This is a genomic window from Streptomyces sp. NPDC005863 (assembly GCF_042871345.1).
Classification (GTDB): domain Bacteria; phylum Actinomycetota; class Actinomycetes; order Streptomycetales; family Streptomycetaceae; genus Streptomyces.
Genome location: NZ_JBIAII010000002.1, coordinates 957,883 through 979,372, shown reverse-complemented (window position 1 = coordinate 979,372; position 21,490 = coordinate 957,883). Strand labels below are relative to the sequence as shown.

The 21,490-nt window shown below is 71.0% G+C and carries 19 protein-coding genes; 6 read left to right on the top strand and 13 right to left on the bottom strand.

What is annotated here, in order from left to right:
• Nucleotides 1-27: 27 nt before the first annotated feature.
• Entirely contained in the window at nucleotides 28-1,320 is a 1,293-nt protein-coding gene (locus tag ACFYO9_RS10330) for a helix-turn-helix domain-containing protein (RefSeq protein ID WP_358776923.1), read from the bottom strand.
• A gap of 330 nt (nucleotides 1,321-1,650) precedes the next feature.
• On the opposite strand from ACFYO9_RS10330, the gene ACFYO9_RS10325 reads away from it, so the two are divergent.
• The 5 genes from ACFYO9_RS10325 to ACFYO9_RS10305 all read left to right on the top strand — a co-directional run bounded on the left by ACFYO9_RS10325 (nucleotide 1,651) and on the right by ACFYO9_RS10305 (nucleotide 6,709).
• On the top strand, nucleotides 1,651-2,463 hold the full coding sequence (locus ACFYO9_RS10325) for an ABC transporter ATP-binding protein (RefSeq protein WP_358776976.1): 813 nt from the start codon (nucleotides 1,651-1,653) through the stop codon (nucleotides 2,461-2,463).
• A gap of 95 nt (nucleotides 2,464-2,558) precedes the next feature.
• The gene (locus tag ACFYO9_RS10320; RefSeq protein WP_358776975.1) at nucleotides 2,559-3,452 is read left to right on the top strand and encodes an ABC transporter ATP-binding protein; all 894 of its coding nucleotides are present in this window, start codon (nucleotides 2,559-2,561) and stop codon (nucleotides 3,450-3,452) included.
• A complete protein-coding gene (locus tag ACFYO9_RS10315; protein WP_355816035.1) occupies nucleotides 3,449-4,339 on the top strand; it encodes a branched-chain amino acid ABC transporter permease in 891 nt (296 codons plus the stop codon). The genes ACFYO9_RS10320 and ACFYO9_RS10315 overlap by 4 nt, the downstream gene beginning before the upstream one ends.
• Nucleotides 4,332-5,459, top strand: a complete 1,128-nt coding sequence (locus tag ACFYO9_RS10310; protein ID WP_388666123.1) for a branched-chain amino acid ABC transporter permease — start codon at nucleotides 4,332-4,334, stop codon at nucleotides 5,457-5,459. Before ACFYO9_RS10315 ends, ACFYO9_RS10310 begins: the two co-directional genes overlap by 8 nt.
• Nucleotides 5,447-6,709 (top strand): ABC transporter substrate-binding protein, encoded by a 1,263-nt coding sequence (locus tag ACFYO9_RS10305; protein ID WP_358776922.1) that lies wholly within the window; start codon nucleotides 5,447-5,449, stop codon nucleotides 6,707-6,709. Before ACFYO9_RS10310 ends, ACFYO9_RS10305 begins: the two co-directional genes overlap by 13 nt.
• Nucleotides 6,710-6,876: 167 nt before the next feature.
• On the opposite strand, the gene pssA is transcribed toward ACFYO9_RS10305, so the two are convergent.
• From pssA to ACFYO9_RS10260, 9 genes are all read right to left on the bottom strand, one after another.
• Nucleotides 6,877-7,725 (bottom strand): CDP-diacylglycerol--serine O-phosphatidyltransferase, encoded by an 849-nt coding sequence (gene pssA / locus ACFYO9_RS10300; RefSeq protein ID WP_355816030.1) that lies wholly within the window; start codon nucleotides 7,723-7,725, stop codon nucleotides 6,877-6,879.
• Complete coding sequence (locus ACFYO9_RS10295) at nucleotides 7,712-8,368, bottom strand: phosphatidylserine decarboxylase (protein WP_078593758.1); 657 nt, start codon at nucleotides 8,366-8,368, stop codon at nucleotides 7,712-7,714. Before ACFYO9_RS10295 ends, pssA begins: the two co-directional genes overlap by 14 nt.
• A gap of 171 nt (nucleotides 8,369-8,539) precedes the next feature.
• On the bottom strand, nucleotides 8,540-9,745 hold the full coding sequence (locus ACFYO9_RS10290) for an acyl-CoA dehydrogenase family protein (protein ID WP_358776921.1): 1,206 nt from the start codon (nucleotides 9,743-9,745) through the stop codon (nucleotides 8,540-8,542).
• Nucleotides 9,746-9,749: 4 nt separating this feature from the next.
• Nucleotides 9,750-10,262 (bottom strand): MaoC family dehydratase, encoded by a 513-nt coding sequence (locus ACFYO9_RS10285; RefSeq protein WP_355816021.1) that lies wholly within the window; start codon nucleotides 10,260-10,262, stop codon nucleotides 9,750-9,752.
• Between the two features lie 5 nt (nucleotides 10,263-10,267).
• Nucleotides 10,268-11,233 carry a CoA ester lyase gene (locus tag ACFYO9_RS10280; RefSeq protein WP_358776920.1) on the bottom strand — a complete coding sequence of 322 codons (966 nt, stop codon included), beginning with the start codon at nucleotides 11,231-11,233 and terminating at the stop codon, nucleotides 10,268-10,270.
• Nucleotides 11,230-13,257: a protein meaA gene (locus ACFYO9_RS10275; RefSeq protein ID WP_355816015.1), complete on the bottom strand. Its 2,028-nt coding sequence runs from the start codon at nucleotides 13,255-13,257 to the stop codon at nucleotides 11,230-11,232. Before ACFYO9_RS10275 ends, ACFYO9_RS10280 begins: the two co-directional genes overlap by 4 nt.
• Before the next feature lie 22 nt (nucleotides 13,258-13,279).
• The gene (ccrA, locus tag ACFYO9_RS10270) at nucleotides 13,280-14,641 is read right to left on the bottom strand and encodes a crotonyl-CoA carboxylase/reductase (RefSeq protein ID WP_388666120.1); all 1,362 of its coding nucleotides are present in this window, start codon (nucleotides 14,639-14,641) and stop codon (nucleotides 13,280-13,282) included.
• A gap of 392 nt (nucleotides 14,642-15,033) precedes the next feature.
• The gene (locus ACFYO9_RS10265) at nucleotides 15,034-15,858 is read right to left on the bottom strand and encodes a TetR family transcriptional regulator (RefSeq protein ID WP_355816232.1); all 825 of its coding nucleotides are present in this window, start codon (nucleotides 15,856-15,858) and stop codon (nucleotides 15,034-15,036) included.
• Nucleotides 15,859-15,952: 94 nt separating this feature from the next.
• Complete coding sequence (locus tag ACFYO9_RS10260; protein WP_358776919.1) at nucleotides 15,953-17,734, bottom strand: 3-hydroxyacyl-CoA dehydrogenase family protein; 1,782 nt, start codon at nucleotides 17,732-17,734, stop codon at nucleotides 15,953-15,955.
• 379 nt (nucleotides 17,735-18,113) lie between these two features.
• Between ACFYO9_RS10260 and ACFYO9_RS10255 the strand changes: the two genes are divergently transcribed.
• Entirely contained in the window at nucleotides 18,114-18,695 is a 582-nt protein-coding gene (locus tag ACFYO9_RS10255; protein ID WP_358706654.1) for an adenylosuccinate lyase, read from the top strand.
• A 173-nt stretch (nucleotides 18,696-18,868) separates the two neighbouring features.
• On the opposite strand, the gene ACFYO9_RS10250 is transcribed toward ACFYO9_RS10255, so the two are convergent.
• From ACFYO9_RS10250 to ACFYO9_RS10240, 3 genes are read right to left on the bottom strand one after another with little or no spacing between them, the layout of a single operon-like run.
• Nucleotides 18,869-19,438, bottom strand: coding sequence for a GNAT family N-acetyltransferase (locus ACFYO9_RS10250; protein ID WP_358776918.1), 570 nt, complete (start codon nucleotides 19,436-19,438; stop codon nucleotides 18,869-18,871).
• On the bottom strand, nucleotides 19,439-19,837 hold the full coding sequence (locus tag ACFYO9_RS10245) for a RidA family protein (RefSeq protein ID WP_358776917.1): 399 nt from the start codon (nucleotides 19,835-19,837) through the stop codon (nucleotides 19,439-19,441).
• Nucleotides 19,834-21,462: an alpha/beta hydrolase gene (locus ACFYO9_RS10240; protein WP_358776916.1), complete on the bottom strand. Its 1,629-nt coding sequence runs from the start codon at nucleotides 21,460-21,462 to the stop codon at nucleotides 19,834-19,836. Before ACFYO9_RS10240 ends, ACFYO9_RS10245 begins: the two co-directional genes overlap by 4 nt.
• Nucleotides 21,463-21,490 lie beyond the last annotated feature (28 nt).

Sequence of the window (21,490 nt, the reverse complement as noted above, 5' to 3'; positions counted from 1 at the left end):
CCCTTCATGCCGGGTTGGCCCGCCCCTTCACGCCGGGCGGGCCCGGTGCGAGAGCCGGTGCGCCTCCACCGCGAGCGCCACCTCCACCAGGTCCCGCGGCCGCGCCAGCGAGCGGGAGGTCAACTGCTCCAGTCGGCGCAGGCGGTTGAAGACCGTGTTGCGGTGGCAGTAGAGGCGCCCGGCCGCACGCCCCGCCGAACCCTCGCAGGCCAGCCACGCGTCCAGCGTCTCCAACAGCACCGCGCGGTCCGCCGGTTCGAGCGCGAGCACCTCGCCGAGCACGTCCGCCACCAGCAACCCCGCGAGCTCCGGCTGGCTCACCACCAGGGCCGTCGGCATCCGCCGGTCAAGGCGTACGATGCCGGTCGCGTCCGGCGGGCAGGTGCGCAGCGCGAGCTCCGCGAGCCGCCGGGCGTGGCCCAGTTCCGCGAGGCCGCCCACGACGGGGCTGATCCCGCCGGGGCCGGGGCAGCGGCCCTCAAGGAGCCGGGCCAGCCCGTCGAGCCCGCCGTCCCCGCTGCCGAAGCCGTCCCCGCCGGCAGAGCCGTCGGTTTCCGGGCCGTCCGCGCAGCCGCTGCCCGCCGGGGCGAGCGCGACCACGCCGACCTCGCAGTCCGTCCGCATCCGCCAGACGAAGCGGTACCCGGCCCGCTGGATCTGCCGGTGGAAGGCCTCGCGCCCGTCGCGCCGCTCCACGCGGAGCACCACCACCGCGTACGGCCCGTGCTCGGGCAGATCGAGACCGGCCGCCGCGCGCGCCGCGAGCCCCGGCGCGGACCTGCCCTCGAGCAGCGCGTCGAGCAGCGCCTGGAGCTGTTCGTCGGTGCGCCGCCGCAGTTCCAGCTCGGTCGCGCGGTAGGCGTCGGACGCCACTGCGGCCTGTGCGTCCACCGCCGACCACACCATCGTCGCCGACCGCATCAGGACCGCGAGCCGCTCCGGCTCCCGCCCCGCCGCGCCCTCCAACAGCGCGTCCCACACCAGATAGCCCGCGTTGCGGTACGAGTGCACCAACAGGTCGAGCGGCAGGCCCTGTTGGGCGCGGCGGCGGCCCGCCTCCTCCGCGTACTCCAGGTCGCGGCGCGGCGACGCCCGAGGCGCGGAGATCGCCTCGATGCCGATCCGCATGGCTTCCTCGGCCTCCGCCCACTGCGCGTCGTGCGGCAGGACGTGCCCGTACACCGACGAGTGCTCGCCGAGCTGGCGCAGATGCTCCTCGACCAGCTCGGGCAGCCGGGGGAGCAGAGCCGTGCACGCCTCCTTGAGGAGCTTCCAGTCGTGTCCGTTCCGCGGCCTGCGTCCGCCCGTGGGGCCGGTCATCGTTGCCTCCGTCGCCGCGCTCCGGGACGTCTCGGGGACGTCGAGAGGGTGTTGCCGGCATGCCGTCGACGACGGCGTCAGATCAGCGCTGGTGCGGAGGATGCCACCCCTCGGCCCACTCCGGCAGGCCCCTGACACGCGGTGTTGTGCGCGTGCACAACCGCGGGCCGCCCCCGCTGGTCTCCCGCAGCGTTTCGCCCGCGGCCCGTGGACGGGCCGCCCCCGCGGTGCTGGGGTGAGCGCCACGCGATGGCGAAGGGCCGTGCGGGACAAGGGGGTCGACACGTGGACGGGTCCACAGGGGAACGCGCGGACCGGGCCGGGGCCTGCCTGCGCGGCGGAGGGCTCGTCGTGCGCGACGTGTCGGTCGGGTACGGACCCGTACGGGCCCTGCGCCGGGTCTCGCTCGACCTGCCCGACGGCGCCGTCGTCGCCGTGCTCGGCGGCAACGGCGCGGGCAAGTCCACGCTGCTGCGTGCCATCTCACGCACCCTCAGCTTTCACGGCGGGGCGCTCACCTCGGGCGACATCCACTTCGGCGGGCGCCGCATCGAGGGGCTGGCGCCGGACCGCGTGGTCGGCGCCGGGATCTCACAAGTGCCCGAGGGCAGGCGGGTGTTCGCCCGGATGACCGTCACCGACAACCTGCGGGCCGGGGCGCTCGGCGGCACCGGCTCGCGCGCGGTCAAGGCGGCGGCCCTGCGCCGGGTCCACGACCTCTTCCCCGTCCTCGCCGAACGCGGCACGCAGCGCGCGGGGTTGCTGTCCGGCGGGGAGCAGCAGATGCTCGCGGTGGGCCGGGCGCTGATGGCCTCCCCGCGCCTGCTCCTCCTCGACGAACCCTCCCTCGGGCTCGCGCCGTTGATGGCCGCGCGCATCGCCGACACCATCCGTGAGATCAACGCGCAGGGCACCTCGGTGCTCCTCGTCGAGCAGAACGCGGCCCTGGCGCTGCGGCTCGCCTCCACGGCGTACGTCCTCGACGTCGGCGAGGTCGCCCTCGCCGGGCCCGCGGACGAGCTCGCCGCCACCGACGAGGTGCGCCGCCGCTACCTGGGCGTGGTCGACGAGGACGCGGCGGCCGACGCCTCCCACGGCCTCGGCGCGCTGCCGGTCCTTACGCGGTGGGAGGGCACGCCGTGACGGGGCGGGAGCGTGCGCGGGGGCGGGACGTGCCGGCCCTGGATGCGTCGACCGGGAGCGTGCCGCCCCTGGACGTATCCGTACCGCCCCGGGATGTGCCGTCACTGGACGTGCGTGAGCTGACCGTCCGCTTCGCCGGGCTCACCGCCCTCGACGCCGTCAGCTTCACCGTCCGCCCCGGCACCGTGCACGCGGTCATCGGGCCCAACGGCGCGGGCAAGTCGACCTGCTTCAACGTCCTTTCCGGGGTCTACCGCGCCACCAGCGGCAGCGTCCGCTTCGGCACCCACGAGCTCACCGGGATGCGCCCGCACCGCATCGCGGGCCTGGGCGTCGCCCGGATCTTCCAGAACCTCGCCCTGCCGCCGCGCGCCACCGTCGCCGACAGCCTGCTGCTCGGCCGCCACCGGCTGACCCGCGCCGGATTCGTGGCCGCAGGACTGCGGCTGCCCTCGGCGGCCCGCGAGGAGCGCCGCCACCGCGAACGCGTCCGCGAGATCGCCGCGTTCGTCGGCCTGGAACGCCAACTCGACCTGCCCGCGGGCTCCTTGCCGTACGGGCAGCAGAAACTCGCCGAGCTGGCCCGCGCACTGTGCATGGAGCCGCGGCTGCTGCTCCTCGACGAGCCCGTCGCCGGCATGACCGCCGACGAACGGCGCCGCACCGCGGCCGTCATCGCGGGCGTCCGCGACAGCCTCGGCATCTCGATCGTCCTGGTGGAACACGACATGGGGGTGGTGATGCGGCTCGCGGACGCGGTGACCGTACTCGACTTCGGCCGCCGGATCGCCGACGGCACCCCGGGCGCCGTACAGAACGACCCGGCTGTCATCCGTGCCTACCTCGGTGAGAGCGGTGGTACGGGGGAGAGCGGCGGCACGGGCCACGGTGACCGCACCGCCGAAGGCGACGGCGACCGCACCCCGGAAGGCGACGGCGACCGCACCGCCGAAGGAGACCGCAGCGGCGAAGGAGAGCCCCGCTCATGACCACCCTCACCGAACTCCTCCTCAATGGCGTCTCGTTGGGGTCCGTCTACGCCCTCATCGCCCTCGGCTTCGTCGTCATCTTCCGCGCCACCGAAGTGGTGAACTTCGCGCACGCCTCCCTGCTCCTCGCCGGCGGTTACCTCACCGCGTCGCTCCACGACGACCTCGGCTTCTGGCCCGCGCTGCTCGTCGGCATCGCGGGGGCGGCCGTGGTCGGCGCCGCCGTCGAGTTCCTCGTCATGCGCCGCTACCGGGGCAGCGACCCCAGCGTGCTCGCCATCGTCACCATCGGCGTCGACATCCTGCTCACCACCGAACTCACCCGCCGCCTCGGCACGGACGTGCTGCCGCTCGGCGACCCCTGGGGCGACGGCGTGCTGACCCTCGGGCCGGTCTCCGTGGCCCACACCCGCATCGCCGCGCTCGTCGCCGCCGCGCTGCTCATCACCGTCTTCCTGCTCGCCTTCCGCCACACCTCGTGGGGCGTGGCGATGCGGGCCGCCGCCGAGAGCCCCGAGACGGCCGCGCTCATGGGCGTGCGGCTCGGCAGGGTCTCCCTCGGGGCCTGGGCGGTGGCGGGCGCCCTCGCCGCCGTCGCCGCGCTCTTCCTCACGGTCTTCCCCACGCCGGGCCTGGAACGCACGACCTCGCTGGCCGCGCTCAAGGCGTTCCCGGCCGCGATCCTCGGCGGCCTCGACTCGACGACCGGCGCCCTCGTCGGCGGACTCGTGGTGGGCGTGACGGAGTCCCTCGCCACCGGCTACCAGAGCGACCTGACCTTCCTCGGCCGGGGCCTCGGCGACCTCGCGCCCTATCTCGTCATGACAGCGATCCTGCTGATCCGGCCCGCCGGACTCTTCGGCACGAAGGAGCTCGCCCGTGTCTGAGACCAGCAGCGGCACCCGTACCCGAACCGGTACCCGTATCCGCACCGAGCGCGCCCGCAGCCCCCGCCCGTACCTCTGGGCGGCGGGCGCGGTCCTGCTGCTCGCGCTGCCCTTCTACCTCGACCGCTTCTGGCTCCAGGCAGGCCTCTTCGCGATGGCCGCCGCCATCGGCGCGATCGGCATCAACCTGCTCACCGGCGCGACCGGCCAGCTCTCCATGGGGCACGCCTTCTTCCTCGCCATCGGGGCGTACGGATACTGCGCGCTCGCCGGGGACGGCGGCGACGGCCTCACAGGGCTATCGCTGCCCACCGGGGTCGCCGCGGCCCTCGCGGTGGCCCTCGCCGGGCTCGCGGGCGGGCTCTTCAGCCCTATCGCGGGCCGCCTGCACGGCGCCTACCTCGGCATCGCGACGCTCGCCCTGATCTTCATCGGCCAGCACGTGCTGTTCAACGCGCACGACCTCACGGGCGGCTCCAACGGGCGTGAGGTGCCGCCCCTCGACCTCTTCGGCCTCACCTTCGACGAGCGCGAGGTGGTGATCGCGGCCGTACCGTTCGGGTCCGCGGAGAAGCTCTGGTACGCGGGACTCGTGCTGCTCCTCGGCTGCGGGCTCTTCGCCCGCGGCGTGCTGCGCGGCCGCCCGGGGCGGGCCCTGAACGCCATCCGCGACCACCGGGTGGCCGCCGGCGTCATGGGCGTGCCCGTGGCCCGCTACCGCGCCGGGGTCTTCGTCCTCTCGTCGATGTACGCGGGCCTCGCCGGCGTGCTGCTCGCCCTGGTCTTCCAGCGCACCGTGCCCGACTACTTCGGCATGACGCTCTCCCTGGAGTACCTCGCGATGATCGTCATCGGCGGCCTCGGGTCGGTCGCAGGCGCGGTCGCGGGCGCCGCCCTCGTATCCCTGCTGCCGCAGCTGCTCGGCCGGTACAGCGAGGCCCTGCCGCTCGTCTCGGCGCCCGGCACCGGCGGGATCTCACCGGGTGAGGCGTCCCGGTATCTGTACGGCGCCGCCGTCGTGGCGGTGGTGCTCTTCCTGCCCGGCGGCCTGGTACGCATCGCCGACCGGCGCAGCAGGCCACGTCCAGACACTCCAGGGGAGGAAGCATGCACACACTGACCAGGGCCACGGCGGCCACCACCGCCCTCGCCGCGCTGCTCGCGCTGACCGCGTGCAGCTCGAAGGCGAAGGACGACGACGGCGGGGGAGAGGGCGCGGGAGGGGTGCGGACCGGCACCGGCGTGACGGCCAAGAGCATCGACCTCGGCGTGCTCACCGACATGACCGGCGTCTACGCCACCCTCGGCAAGAGCGTCACCCAGGCCCAGCAGCTCTACGTCGACCAGGTCAACGCCGACGGCGGCATCTGCGGCCGCAAGCTGAAGCTCACCGTCCGCGACCACGGCTACGACCCGCAGAAGGCCGTCGCCGCCTACACGGAGCTGGAGCCGAAGGTGCTCGGCTTCGCCCAGTTCATCGGCTCCCCGTTCGTCGCCGCGGTCAAGCAGCGCGTGGACGGCGACAAGGGCCTGGTCCTGCCGCAGGCCTGGTCGTCGAACCTGCTGGGCAGCCGGTACGTGCGCGTGGTCGGCTCGACGTACGACCTGGAGACGATCAACGCCATCGACTTCCTCATGAAGGAGAAGGGCCTCAAGAAGGGCGACAAGCTCGGCCACGTCTACTTCGAGGGCGACTACGGAGAGAGCGCCCTCAGGGGCTCGAAGCACATGGCCGCCGAGGCGGGGCTCACCGTCGTCGAGCAGAAGATCAAGCCGACGGACAACGACATGACCGCCCAGGTCTCCGCCCTGAAGAAGGCGGGCGTCAAGGCCGTCGTGATCAGCGCGGGTCCGCGCCAGGCCGCCTCCCTGGTCGGTGTCGCGGCGGCCGGCCGCTTCGACGTCCCGGTGATCGGCAACAACTCCGCGTTCGCCCCGCAGCTCCTCGCCACGCAGTCGGGCCCGGCCCTGACGAAGAACTACTACGTGGCCTCGCCCACCCTGCCCATCGGGGCGGACACGGACGCCGCGAAGAAGCTCGTCGCCGACTACCGCAAGGCCCACCCCGAGGACGCCCTGGACAACGGCGTCGTGGCGGGCTGGACGGCGGCGTCCGTCTTCGGCGAGGCCCTGAAGAAGGCGTGCGCCGCCAAGGACCTCACCCGCGAGGGCGTGGACAAGGCGCTCCTGACCATCGACGACTTCGACGCGGGCTTCGGCGTCCCCCAGAACTTCACGAACCCGAAGGCCCCCTCCTCCAAGGAGAGCGTGATCCTCCAGCCGGACAAGAAGGCGACGGGCGGAATGAGGGTCGTCCGCAAGCCGGGCACGGCACAGGCCGCACGAGGCTTCAGCCCGTCCGGCGCTTGAGGACGAGCCCGCAAACTCTCAGCCGGTCCCGCGCTTGAGGACGAGCCCGCAAACTCTCAGCCCGTCCGGCGCTTGAGGACGAGCCCGAAGGGCGACAGAGGGTACGCGAAGAGGGGCCTGAACCATCCGGTTCAGGCCCCTCTTCGCACCGTTCAAGCGACGCTAAGTCACTGCGTGGCGCGCGCCTCACGACGATTGCCGCGGAAGTTGTTCACCCTCCGAGCCGTGGCGAAGAGGGGAATCACCGCACCGAGGACGAGCTGCAGCGCGCAGCCGGTCTGCAGCAGCAGCTGGCCGCCCGGCGCCTCGAACGCCCAGGCCGCGAGCAGCCCCATCGCCGCGACGATCCAGGAGAGCATGGCCACCGCGAGGGGGCCCCGCGGCTTCGGGTACTCGACGCGGCTGACCATGAGCCAGGCCGTGCCGATGATCGCGAGGAGCGTCGCCACGAAGGGCAGCTCCAGGAGCACGATCGAGACGACCGTCAGCGCTCCGAAGGGGGACGGCATGCCCTGGAAGGTGCCGTCCTTCACGGTCACGCAACTGAACCGCGCAAGCCGCAGCACCACCGCCAGCAGCACGACGATCGCGCCGACCGCCGCCACCCGCTGATGGGCGTCGTCGGCGACCATGCCGTAGACGAGGACGAAGTACGCCGGCGCCAGACCGAAGCTGATCAGGTCCGACAGGTTGTCCAGCTCCGCGCCCATCGGCGAGGACCGCAGCTTGCGCGCCACGAGCCCGTCGAAGAGGTCGAAGACGGCCGCGCAGAGCATCAGGATCACGGCGGTCGCGGCGGAGTGCCGCGCCATGCCGCTCTCGTTGCTGCCCTGGAGGTGCGGGATGAGGATCCCCGTGGTGGTGAAGTACACCGCCATGAAGCCGCACGTGGCGTTGCCGAGCGTAAGGGTGTCCGCTATCGAGAGGCGCAGTGAGAGAGGCATCTCCTCGTCGGCCTCGTCCTCCACCGCCTCGGGCACCCAGCCCGCCTGAGTCTCGGGATCAACCACGGTCAATGCGAGTCACCCCAGCCACGGTCTTCTGACCGACCTCGACGTCCACCTCGACACCCTCGGGGAGGTAGATGTCGACGCGCGAGCCGAACCGGATCAGGCCGATCCGCTCGCCCTGCTCCACCTTCGTGCCCTGCGGCACGTACGGCACGATGCGCCGTGCGACCGCGCCCGCGATCTGGATCATCTCGATGTCGCCGAGCTCGGTGTCGAAGTGCCAGACAACGCGCTCGTTGTTCTCGCTCTCCTTGTTGAACGCCGGGACGAACCCGCCGGGGATGTGCTCCACGGACGTCACGGTGCCGGCCAGGGGCGCGCGGTTGACGTGGACGTTCAACGGGCTCATGAAGATGGCGACGCGGGTCCGCCCGTCCTTCCACGGCATGATGCTCTGCACCACGCCGTCGGCGGGGGAGATGACCCGGCCCTGAGCGATCTCGCGCTCGGGGTCGCGGAAGAACCACAGCATGCCCGCCGCCAGCGCGGTGGCGGGCACGGCTACGGCCGCGGCGCCCTTGGAGCGGCGCGCGCGAGCGAGGCTGAGTGCCGCGGTTGCGACGGTCGGCAGGAGCCACGGCGATGCTCCGCGAGCAAGGCGTCCCTGAAGAATGCCGTCGCGTGGTGCAGAGGTTTGGCTGTGGGGCATGGATGACCTTCGTAGCGGATGATGCCGCGCAGTGATACGGGGGACGGCGGCTTTTTCCGGATGCTATCGGTTGCGGGCCACAACTGGGCAAGCCAGGAAGCTGAGTCGGCGGCCGAAGAGTGTTGACAGGGTGTGATCTTCTTCTCGGTGAAAGTGCCCCAAACCGGGCATCTAGCCCTGGAATCGATACTCTTCGAGTAGCCGTCGGCCAATGATCATTTTCTGGATCTCGGCGGTACCTTCACCGATCAGCAGCATCGGGGCCTCCCGGTAGAGGCGCTCGATCTCGTACTCCTTCGAGAAGCCGTAACCGCCGTGAATCCGGAACGCATCCTCCACTACTTCCTTGCAGTACTCGGAGGCGAGGTACTTCGCCATACCTGCTTCAAGGTCGTTTCGTTCCCCGGAGTCCTTTTTGCGCGCTGCATTTACCATCATCGCATGGGCGGCCTCGACCTTGGTAGCCATCTCGGCCAGCTTGAACTGAATCGCCTGATGCTGGGCGATGGCCTTGCCGAAAGTGTGGCGTTGCTGGGCATATGAGACACCGAGCTCAAATGCACGCTGCGCGACACCGCAGCCACGCGCCGCGACATTGACGCGGCCCACTTCGACGCCGTCCATCATTTGGTAAAAACCTCGGCCGGTGGTCCCGCCGAGCACGCGATTGGCCGGAATTCGCAGCCCGTCCATGATGAGTTCGGTCGTGTCGACGCCCTTGTAACCCATCTTGTCGATCTTGCCGGGGATGGTGAGACCGGGCCGGACCTCTCCAAATCCGGGCTCCTTCTCCACGAGGAAGGTCGTCATCGACTTGTGCGGCGCCGTGCCCTGCGGGTGTCCTTCGTCACTCCGGCACAGAACGGCCACCAGAGTCGACGTTCCCCCGTTGGTCAGCCACATCTTCTGACCGTTGAGGACGTACTCGTCGCCGTCCTTCACGCCCTTGGACGTGATCGCCGACACATCGGAGCCGAGCCCCGGCTCCGACATCGAGAACGCGCCCCGCACCTCGCCGGCCGCCATCCGCGGCAGGAAGGTGTCCTTCTGCTCCTGCGTGCCGTGCTGCTTGAGCATGTAGGCGACGATGAAGTGGGTGTTGATGATGCCGGAGACCGACATCCAGCCACGCGCGATCTCCTCGACGCACAGCGCGTACGTGAGCAACGACTCGCCGAGGCCGCCGTACTCCTCCGGGATCATGAGCCCGAAGAGGCCCAACTCCTTGAGGCCGTCGACGATCTGCTGCGGGTACTCGTCGCGGTGCTCCAGCTCCGTGGCGACCGGGATGATCTCCTTGTCGACGAAGTCCCGGACGGTGGAGAGGATCTCCTGCTGGATGTCGGTGAGACCGGCGGTCTGCGCGAGTCGGCTCATGACGTCACTTCTCCTGGCTCTTCGGCTCCGGGCGGCCGGGCTGCTCTCCGCCGCGCTCCTTGATGTACGTCTCGGTGGGCACCATCACCTTGCGGCGGAACACGCAGACCAGCGTGCCGTCCTGCTTGTAGCCCCTGGTCTCCACGTACACGATCCCGCGGTCCGACTTGGACTTCGACGGCGTCTTGTCGAGGACCGTCGTCTCGCCGTAGATCGTGTCGCCGTGGAAGGTCGGCGCCACGTGCTTGAGCGACTCGACCTCCAGGTTGGCGATCGCCTTGCCGGAGACGTCCGGCACGGACATGCCGAGCAGCAGCGAGTAGATGTAGTTGCCGACGACGACGTTCTTCCCGAAGTCCGTCGTCTTCTCCGCATAGTTGCTGTCCATGTGGAGGGGGTGGTGGTTCATGGTGAGCAGACAGAAGAGGTGGTCGTCGTACTCGGTGACCGTCTTCCCGGGCCAGTGCTTGTACACGGCGCCGACTTCGAACTCTTCGTAGGTGCGGCCGAACTGCATGTGTCTTACGCCTCCGGGGCCTCGAACTTGGACGTGCGGGTCATCCCGGCCGCACGGCCCTTCCCGGAGATGACGAGCGCCATCTTCCGGCTCGCCTCGTCGATCATCTCGTCGCCGAGCATCGCCGAGCCCTTCTTGCCGCCCGCCTCGGACGTGTAGTACTCGTACGCGTCCAGGATCAGTTCGGCGTGGTCGAAGTCCTCCTGGGAGGGCGAGAAGACCTCGTTGGCCGCCTCGACCTGGCCCGGGTGCAGGACCCACTTGCCGTCGAAACCGAGCGCGGCGGCGCGGTTGGCCACCTCGCGGTAGCCGTCGACGTTCTTGATCTGCAGGTAGGGGCCGTCGATCGCCTGGAGGTTGTTGGCGCGGGCCGCCATCAGGATCTTCATCAGGATGAAGTGGTAGGCGTCCGCCGGGTAGCCGGGCGGCTGCTCGCCGACGACCAGGGACTTCATGTTGATGGAGGCCATGAAGTCGGCCGGGCCGAAGATGATGGTCTCCACGCGCGGGGAGGCCTCGGCGATCGCGTTGACGTTGTTGAGGCCCCGCGCGTTCTCGATCTGCGCCTCGATGCCGATCTTGCCGACCTCGAAGCCCATCGTCTTCTCGATCTGCGTGAGCAGGTAGTCGAGGGCGACGACCTGCTCGGCGCTCTGCACCTTCGGCAGCATGATGCAGTCGAGGTTCTGGCCCGCGCCCTCGACGACCGTGACGACGTCGCGGTAGGTCCACTCGGTGGTCCAGTCGTTGACGCGCACGACCCGCGTCTTGCCCGTCCAGTCGCCCTCGTTGAGGAACTTCACGATGGTGTGCCGGGCCTCCGGCTTGGCCAGCGGCGCGCAGGCGTCCTCCAGGTCGAGGAAGACCTGGTCGGCGGGGAGGCCCTGGGCCTTCTCCAGGAAGCGCGGATTCGAACCCGGTACCGCGAGACACGAGCGTCGCGGACGAAGGCGGTTGATGGGCGCGGTCATGCGGGGACCTCCAGTGGGTCGAGCTTGTTCGCTTTCCGGATCTCGTCGACGATACGGCCGATGATCTCGGTGATGCCGAAGTCCTTGGGGGTGAAGACGGCGGCCACACCCGCCGCCTTCAGGTCCTCGGCGTCGCTGTTGGGGATGATGCCCCCGGCGATGACGGGGATGTCGGGGGCGCCGGCCTCGCGCAGCCGCTCCAGCACGTCGGGCACGAGCTGCGCGTGCGAGCCGGAGAGGATCGACAGGCCCACCGCGTGCACGTCCTCGGCGAGCGCCGCGTCGACGATCTGCTCGGGCGTGAGGCGGATGCCCTGGTAGACCACTTCGAAGCCGGCGTCCCTGGCGCGCACCGCGATCTGCTCGGCGCCGTTGGAGTGCCCGTCGAGGCCGGGCTTGCCGACCAGGAAGCGGAGGCGGCCGCCGCCGAGCTCCTCGGCGGTGCGCGCGACCTTCTCGCGGACGAGGGCGAGCGGCGAGCCCTCCTCCGCCGCGACGGCCACCGGAGCGCTGGAGACGCCCGTGGGCGCCCGGAACTCCCCGAATACCTCCCGCAGGGCCCCGGCCCACTCCCCGGTCGTCACACCGGCGCGTGCGCACTCCAGGGTGGCCTCCATGAGGTTGCCCGTCCCCGCGGCCACCTCCTTGAGGCGCTGCAGGGCCTTGCACGGGCGCGGGTGGTTGAACGGCGGCTGGTAGCGGGTGTCGCGCCATTCCTTGATGGCCCGCACGGTGCGCGCCTCGCCGGCCGGGTCGACCGTCATGATCGCCGCGTCCAGGTCGGCGGTGAGCGGGCTCGGCTCGGTGGACTCGTACGAGTTCACGCCGACGATCTTCTCCTGGCCGGACTCGATGCGCGCCCGGCGCTCGGCGTGCGAGGAGACGAGTTGCGACTTGAGGTAGCCGGACTCGACGGCGGCCATCGCGCCGCCCATCTCCTCGATCCGCTCCATCTCGGTCAGGGACTCCTTGACGAGCTCCTCGACCTTGGTCTCGACGACGTGCGAGCCCGCGAAGATGTCCTCGTACTCCAGGAGGTCGCTCTCGTGCGCGAGGACCTGCTGGATGCGCAGCGACCACTGCTGGTCCCAGGGCCGGGGCAGGCCGAGTGCCTCGTTCCAGGCGGGCAGCTGCACGGCACGCGCGCGTGCGTCCTTGGAGAGGGTGACGGCCAGCATCTCCAGGACGATGCGCTGGACGTTGTTCTCCGGCTGGGCCTCGGTCAGGCCAAGGGAGTTGACCTGCACGCCGTAGCGGAACCGGCGGTGTTTCGGGTTCTCGATGCCGTACCGCTCGCGCGTGACCTGATCCCAGATCCGCCCGAACGCCCGCATCTTGCACATCTCCTCGATGAAGCGGACACCCGCGTTCACAAAGAAGGAGATGCGGGCCACGACGTCCCCGAACTTCTCCTCGGGAACCTGCCCCGAGTCGCGTACGGCATCGAGAACCGCGATGGCGGTGGACATCGCGTACGCGATCTCCTGGACCGGTGTGGCCCCCGCCTCCTGGAGGTGGTAGCTGCAGATGTTGATGGGGTTCCACTTGGGGATGCGGGCCACCGTGTACGTGATCATGTCGGTGGTCAGCCGCAGCGAAGGACCCGGCGGGAAGACGTGCGTCCCGCGCGAGAGGTACTCCTTGACGATGTCGTTCTGCGTCGTCCCCTGGAGCTTGGTGATGTCCGCACCCTGCTCCTCCGCGACCACCTGGTAGAGCGCCAGGAGCCACATGGCGGTGGCGTTGATCGTCATCGAGGTGTTCATCTGCTCCAGGGGGATGTCCTGGAACAGCCGTCGCATGTCACCGAGGTGCGAGACCGGCACACCGACCCGGCCGACCTCGCCGCGGGCGAGGATGTGGTCGGGGTCGTAGCCGGTCTGCGTGGGCAGGTCGAAGGCGACCGAGAGCCCGGTCTGCCCCTTGGCGAGGTTGCGCCGGTACAGCTCGTTGGACGCCTCCGCCGTGGAATGACCGGCGTACGTCCGCATGAGCCACGGCCGGTCCTTCTGGCGCTCTGTCATGTTCCGCTGCTCCTCAGTGCGTTCAGACGTTGCGGAAGCGGTTGATGGCGTCGATGTGCTGGGCCCGCATCTCGGGGTCGCGCACACCCAGGCCCTCTTCGGGCGCGAGGGCGAGGACGCCGACCTTGCCCTGGTGGAGGTTGCGGTGGACGTCGTAGGCGGCCTGGCCGGTGTCCTCCAGGCGGTACGTCTTGGAGAGCGTGGGGTGGATCTTGCCCTTGGCGATCAGGCGGTTGGCCTCCCACGCCTCGCGGTAGTTGGCGAAGTGCGAGCCGATGATGCGCTTGAGGGACATCCACAGGTAGCGGTTGTCGTACTCGTGCATGTAGCCCGAGGTCGAGGCGCAGGTGGTGATGGTGCCGCCCTTGCGGGTGACGTAGACCGAGGCGCCGAAGGTCTCGCGGCCGGGGTGCTCGAAGACGATGTCGATGTCCTCGCCGCCGGTGAGCTCGCGGATGCGCTTGCCGAAGCGCTTCCACTCCTTGGGGTCCTGGGTCCGCTCGTCCTTCCAGAACTTGTACCCCTCGGCGTTCCGGTCGATGATCGCGTCGGCGCCCATCGCGCGGCAGATCTCCGCCTTCTGCGGGCTGCTCACCACACAGATGGGGTTGGCGCCGCCCGCGAGCGCGAACTGCGTGGCGTAGCTGCCGAGTCCGCCGCTCGCGCCCCAGATCAGGACGTTGTCGCCCTGCTTCATGCCGGCGCCGTTGCGGGACACCAGCTGGCGGTACGCGGTGGAGTTGACCAGACCGGGGGACGCGGCCTCCTCCCAGCTCAGGTGGCCCGGCTTGGGCATGAGCTGGTTGGACTTGACGAGCGCGATCTCGGCGAGGCCGCCGAAGTTGGTCTCGAAGCCCCAGATGCGCTGCTCGGGGTCGAGCATCGTGTCGTTGTGGCCGTCGGACGACTCCAACTCGACGCTGAGGCAGTGCGCGACGACCTCGTCACCGGGGTTCCAGGCGTTCACGCCGGGGCCGGTGCGCAGCACGACGCCCGCCAGGTCGGAGCCGATGATGTGGTGCGGCAGGTCGTGGCGCTTGGTGAGCTCGCTGAGCCTGCCGTACCGCTCCAGGAAGCTGAACGTGGACACCGGCTCGAAGATCGAGGTCCACACGGAGTTGTAGTTGACCGAGGAGGCCATGACGGCCACCAGGGCCTCGCCCGGGCCGAGTTCGGGGATCGGCACGTCGTCCAGGTGGAGCGACTTGCGCGGGTCCTTGTCGCGGGTCTCGAGCCCGGCGAACATCTCCGTCTCGTCCTTGTGCACGGTGATGGCGCGGTACGAGTCGGGCAGGGGGAGAGCGGCGAAGTCGGCCGACGTGACCGCGGCGGTGCCGTTCGCGGTGCGGGTCTGCGCCTGAATCGCGTCCAGGATTTCCTTCACGGTATTGCCTCCGGCGAAGAAGCGTCTGAGGGAACGCTCTTGAGGGTTGCGTCGGGTGCTGAAGTAGCGGTGGAGGTGTGCCGTCGGTTCGGCGGAGGGTGGTGCTCGGCGACGCCTTGGTGGGGCGTGGGAGGTGCCTGTGACGCAGGCGTCCGGGCGCACAAGCCGTGGCTTGAGGGGACAGCCGGCGTACGGGATTTCGCTGTACGCCGGCCGCCCGGACACCCTCAACGTATGGCACCGCGTGCCAACGGGCAAGACACTGGGTGCCATTAATTTTTGACCGATGATCGATCAGTGCAGGTCAGAAGGGGTGCGAGCACGACGAAGGGGGCGCTACCGGTCGGTAGCGCCCCCTCGAAAGCCACGGACGAATCGGGTCAAACGGGTGACTATGAGTGCTCGCGCAGCGCCTTCTCGATGGTCCGCATGACCTCGTCGAGCGGCGCGTCCGTGCGCGCCACCGTGACCAGGACCTCACCCCGCACCGACGCCGTCGCCGGGGCCGCGGCGGGCAGGGTGTCGCGGCCCGCACCGATGCCGCTGCCGAAGGTGCGGCGCACGATGGCGAAGGCGTGGTCCAGCTGGGTCTCCACGTCGCCCTGGCCGCCGGCCCGCAGCCAGCGCCGCAGCACGTGGTTGTGGGCGGTGACCACGGCGGAGGCGGCGACCTCGGCGAGCAGCGGATCGTCGTTGCCGTCGTGGTGCGCGTGCTCGTCGAAGTGGCCCAGCAGATAGCGCGTGAAGAGCCGCTCGTAACGGGCCACCGAGGCGATCTCGCGCTCGCGGAGCGTGGGCACCTCGCGGGTGAGGCGGTAGCGCTCCACGGAGACCGCGGGCGACGCCGCGTACATCTTCATGACTTCCTTGATGCCCCGGCACACCGTGTCCAGCGGGTGCTCGTGCGGCGGCGCCGCGTTGAGCACCGCCTCCGCGCGGATCAGGGTGTCGTCGTGGTCCGGGAAGATCGCCTCTTCCTTGGAGCGGAAGTGCCGGAAGAAGGTCCGGCGGGCCACCCCGGCCTGCGCCGCGATCTCGTCGACCGTCGTGGCCTCGTACCCCTTGGACGCGAAGAGCTCCATGGCCGCGGCCGCCAGCTCCCTGCGCATCTTGAGCCGTTGGGCGGCGGCACGGCTGCCCGCGGCACTCTCCGGAGCGTCTGAGCTTGCGTTGCGTGAGGACTTGGCGGCCTTGGACATGCCACGAACGTACTGCATGGGCGCGGCGAGGTGCTCCTGAGGGACGGGGCTGCCCGGGGGTTCGAGCAGCCCTCCCCAGTCGGCCCGTTCGCCCCGGCGCCCCTCGGCCTGCTCAGCGCCGGGCATATTCGCGGAAGCCACGGCCCGTCTTGCGGCCGAGGCAGCCCGCGGCCACCAGGTGTTCGAGCAGCGGCGCCGGGGCCAGGCCCGGGTCGCGGAACTCGCGGTGCAGCACCTTCTCGATCGCCAGCGAGACGTCCAGGCCGACCACGTCCAGGAGCTCGAAGGGGCCCATGGGGTAGCCGCCGCCGAGCTTCATCGCGGCGTCGATGTCGTCCAGCGTCGCGTAGTGCTCCTCGACCATCTTGATCGCGTTGTTGAGGTAGGGGAACAGCAGCGCGTTCACGATGAACCCGGCGCGATCGCCGCAGTCCACCGGGTGCTTGCGGATCGTCGCGCAGACCTCGCGGACCGTGGCGTGCACGTCGTCCGCGGTGACCACGGTGCGGACGATCTCGACCAGCTTCATCGCCGGGGCCGGGTTGAAGAAGTGCATGCCGATCACGTCGCCGGGCCGCGAGGTGGCGCGGGCGCAGGCCACCACCGGCAGCGAGGACGTCGTGGTGGCGAGGATGGCGCCCGGCTTGCAGACCTTGTCGAGCGTCGTGAAGAGCTGCCGCTTGATCTCCAGGTTCTCGGCGACCGCCTCCAGGGCCAGGTCGACGTCGGCGAACGCCTCGTACGACCCGGCGGGGGCGATCCGGTCCAGCGCCCGCGCGGCGGTCTCGGCCGTCATCCTGCCCTTGTCGACCGAGCGCGCCAGCGACTTGCCGATCCGCGCCTTCGCCGTCTCGGCCTTCTCCTCGCTCCGCGCGGCGAGGACCACGTCGAAGCCGGCCTTCGCGAAGACCTCGGCGATGCCGGACGCCATGGTGCCGGAGCCCGCGACGCCCACGGAGCGGACCGTGCGCCCCTGCGCACGCGCCTCGCCCGCCGTCGGGGTGAGCGCGTCGGCCACCACCTCTTCGCTGCCGGGAGCGGCGTACGTGTAGAAGCCGCGGCCGGCCTTGCGCCCGGTCAGCCCCGCCTCGCTGAGCTGCTTGAGGATCGGCGCGGGGGCGTGCAGGCGGTCGTGGGACTCCGCGTACATCGCGTCGAGGACCGTGCGGGCGGTGTCCACGCCGATCAGGTCGAGCAGGGCGAGCGGACCCATCGGCAGGCCGCAGCCGAGCCGCATCGCGGCGTCGATGTCCTCGCGGGAGGCGTACTTCGCCTCGTACATCGCGGCGGCCTGGTTGAGGTAGCCGAAGAGCAGCCCGTCGGCGACGAAGCCGGGCCGGTCGCCGACCGCGACCGGCTCCTTGCCGAGGGCGTACGCCAGCTCGGTGACGGAGGCGACGGCGGCGGGGGCCGTCAGGACGGACGACACGACCTCGACGAGCTTCATCGCGGGCGCCGGGTTGAAGAAGTGCAGGCCCAACACCCGCTCGGGGCGCGCCGATTCGGCGGCGAGCCGGGTCACGGACAGCGCGTTGGTGCCGGTCGCGATGATCGTGTCGGGGCGCACGACGGCGTCGAGCTCCCGGACGACCTGCTGCTTGATCTCGTACGACTCCGGGACGACCTCGATGACCAGATCGGCGTCGGCGGCGGCCCGCACGTCGGTGAAGGTCCGGAACCGGGCGAGGATGCCGCGGCGCTCCTCCTCCGTGATGCGCTCCCGGCGCACGGCGCGGGCGGTGGAGGCCTCCAGGGCGGCGACCGCGCGGGTGGCCGCGGCCTGGCTGACGTCGATGCCGACGACCTCGCGGCCCGCGCGGGCCAGGACCTCGGTGATGCCGGTGCCCATCGTGCCAAGACCGATGACGGCGACGGTGTTCAGGGGAGTGTCCATGCGTGGACTCCAGGAAGAGAGTGACGACTGAGGGGCGCGCGGGCACGGCACATGCGTCGGGCGGAGCTGCGACGTCAACTGCCGTACGGCGGGCGGGAAGTGATGCGTGTCGTGTTCCGGGCGGCGCGCAGGGGCACGCCCGGTGAGAAGCCGACCGGCTCTGTCCCGGAGCCACGTCGTACTGAGGTACCTGAAGTACCGAACCGACCAGACACTCACGGTGGCTGCGTCACCAGGCCACCGCGAGAAAGGAACTGCTACGGGGAGTGTGCCCCGCTCACATGAGACTAACCGGCGAGTAACGAGCGCGCCAGCCCGTGCTGTTCTCTGCTGCCTGTGATCTATGTCGCGACCATCGGGAGCGCTTAGGCTCGCGGTCATGGATGCGGAGTTGCGGACGGTGACGGAACGCTTACGGGCCGAGGCGGGCGGATCCGCGGAGCACGAGCGGCTGTACGAGCGGCTGATCGCGACGGCGGACCTCGACGAACTCGCCGAGGTGCTCGTCTCACCCGGGCAGCCCCTGTGGGCCCGGGAGTTGGCGGCGTTCAGGCTCGGCGTCGCCGGTGACCGCAGGGCCTTCGAGTCGCTCGTCCTCCTCCTCAACCACCGGGACCCGCCGCGGTGCGCGGCGGCGGCGCACGCGCTGGCCCGGCTCGGCGACCCGCGCACGGCGCGCGCGGCGGCCGCCCTCGCCACGAACGAGCTCCGCATCGCGTACGCGCTCCACCCGGTGCGGCTGCTGACCGAGCTGCGCGCCCCCGAGTCGGCGCCCGCGCTGATCACCACGCTGCAGCGCAGGCTGGCCCCGCACGATCCGTACGGCAAGATCGCGCTGGCCTGCGTGGAGGGGCTCGGGGCGCTCGGGGACGAGCGGGCCAGACCGGTCCTGATGACCGCCCGCGGCCACCCTCGCCTCGCGGCGGCGGCTTCGGCGGCGCTGGCGCGGCTGCCGGGGTGAGGGTGCCGCGGATGGGGTGGGCCGGGGTGGGGAGGGCGCCGCCTGTGGGGTGGGCCGGCGCGAGTGAGGGTGCTGCGGGTGGGGTGGGTCGGCCGGGGTGAGGCGGGCCGGGGTGAGGGTGCCGCCAGTGGGGTGGGCCGGCTGGGGTGTGGCGGTCCGGGGTGGGTGCGGGCTCAGGCGAGGTCGCGGCGGTAGCGCAGCTCGGGCACGGCCATGTCCCCGACCGTCTGCGGGTCCAGGGCACCGTCCGCGGCGAAGCCGAAGCGCTCGTAGAAGCGGCGGGCACGGGCGTTGCCCTCGACGACCCACAGCCGCAGCGCCGCGTGGCTCTCGGCGGCGCAGCGCGCCACGCACTCCAGGAGCAGCGCGCGGCCCACACCCGTGGAGTACTGCTCCGGGTGCGCGTACAGGGCGTACAACTCGGCCTCGCCCGGCGGAAGATCGTCGTCGCGCGCGGGTCCGAACGCGATCCAGCCGACGACGCGACCGGCCCGCTCCGCGACCAGGTCCACCGTCGCGGCGCCACCGCGCGCAAGCCGCTCGCGCAGCTGCGCCGCGCTCTCCTCGACGCTGAGGGCGTCCAGGAACGGCTGAGGCATCAGCCCGGCGTACGCCGAACGCCAGCCGAGGACGCGGAGGGTGGCGACGGCCTCGCAGTCGGCCTCGCGCAGGGCGCGGATCCGCAGGGCGGGGATCCGCAGGGCGCGGATCCCCAGGGGCGTCATGCGCTCGGGCTCGGGCACCTACTCCGCCACCACCGCGAACGCCTCTATCTCCATCAGGAACTCCGGGGCGACCAGGGCCGCCACCTGCACCGCCGAGGCCGCGGGGAGCCGGTCCGGGTCCAGGAACGCGTCGCGCGCCGCCCGCACGGCCGGCATGTGCGCCATGTCCGTCACGAAGTACGTCAGCTTCACGACGTCGTCGAAGGTCGCGCCCGCCGCCGCGAGGCAGCGCCGAAGGTTCTCGAAGACCTGCCGGGCCTGCGCCCCCGCGTCGCCCTCGCCGACCGGCTTCCCTTCCTCGTCCAGGGCCAACTGGCCGGACACCGCCACGAAGCGGCCGCTTCCCATGACGACGTGGGTGTACGCGGTGGCGGGGGCGACGCCCTCGGGGGCGCTGATGTGGGTCAGTCGGCTCATGACCCCATGGTGGACCACGGGTGTGACAACGCGGGGCGCCCGGTGACAAACACCGCTCCACGGCCGCTGCCCTCCGCGCCCCCGGAGGCGTCCGAGGCCCCCCGGACGGCGGACCGCGGCTTCGGGTCCGGCTGCGCCTTGCACACCGCGTCGACCTCACCGGTGCCCCGCGGCACCGTGCCGCTCGCCAGATAGGCGGTCAAGTGGCGGTCCAGGCAGGCGTTTCCGCTCAGGGTGACGCCGTGGTTGCCGCCGCCCTGCTCGACCACCAGACGGGAGCCGGCCAGCTTGCGGTGCAGGGCAACGGCGCCGTCGTACGGTGTGGCGGGGTCCTCGGTCGCCTGGAACAGCAGGACCGGCGGGAGTTCGGTGTTGGCGACGTCCGGCGGGAAGAGCGAGTGCGTCGGCCAGAACGCGCACGGGGCGTTGTACCAGGCGTTGTTCCAGGTGGAGAACGGCGTCTTCGCGTGCACCCGGTCGTTGTCGGCACGCCAGGTGGCCCAGTCGTGCGGCCACTGGGCGTCCCGGCACTGTACGGCGGTGTAGACGCTGTAGCTGTTGTCGCCGGCGGCGTCCACCGCGGCGTAACTCTCGTAGGCCTTGACGAGCGGGGCGCTCTTCTTGGCGTTGGCGTAGGCCGCGAACGCGTCGGCCAAGGACGGCCAGTAGCCGTTGTAGTAGCCGCCCGGGATGAACGTGTCCTCCAGTTCGGCGGCGCCCACCTTCTTGCGCGCGGGCTTCTTGGCGAGCGCGGCCCGCATCGCGTACCACTTGGCCTCGACCTTCGCGGGGTCCTTGCCGAGCCGGTACGTCGCGTCGTGCCGGGCGATCCAGGCCATGAACGCCTTGTGGCGGGCGTCGAAGGCCTCGTCCTGGCGGAGGTTGTCCGCGTACCAGACGCCCGAGGGGTCGACCAGGGAGTCGAGTGCCATGCGGCGGACCCGGTGCGGATAGAGCTTTCCGTAGAGCGCGCCCAGGAGGGTGCCGTAGGAGTAGCCGAAGTAGTTGATGCGCCGCGCGCCGACGGCCGCGCGGATGGCGTCCATGTCCTGGACGACGCTCACCGTGTCGATGAAGGGCAGCAGGTCCCCGTACTTCGTGCCGCACGCCTGGGCGAAGGCCCGCGCGCGGTCGAGGTTGGCCCGTTCCAGGGCCGCTGTGGTGGGCACGGTGGCGGGGCGTACGGGGGAGAAGTGACCGGGTCGGCAGTCGAGGGCGGGCCTGCTCTTGCCCACGCCCCGTGGGTCGAAGCCGATGATGTCGTACTGGGCCGCCACCTTGGTCGGCAGCGCGTCGGCGACGGAGCCCGCCATGGCCAGTCCGCTGCCGCCGGGCCCGCCGGGATTGACCAGGAGAGGCCCCTGCGACACCTTCGCGGTGTGCGGGACGCGGGACAGGGCGAGGGTGAGCTGTCTGCCGCGCGGCTCCTGACGGTCGAGGGGGACTTTCAGGGAGGCGCACTGGAGTGTCGGGTGGTCCTTGGTGGCGCACTTCTTCCACGTGAGCGGGGCGGCGGCATGTGCGGTGGCCGCCCCCGCGGACGCACCCGAGGCGGGTGGCACGGTGCTGACCAGTCCGGCAGCCGCGACGGCGACTGAGCAGAGTACGACGGCATGCTTCTTCATCCGGCCTCCCGGGGCGACGGCTCCGGGG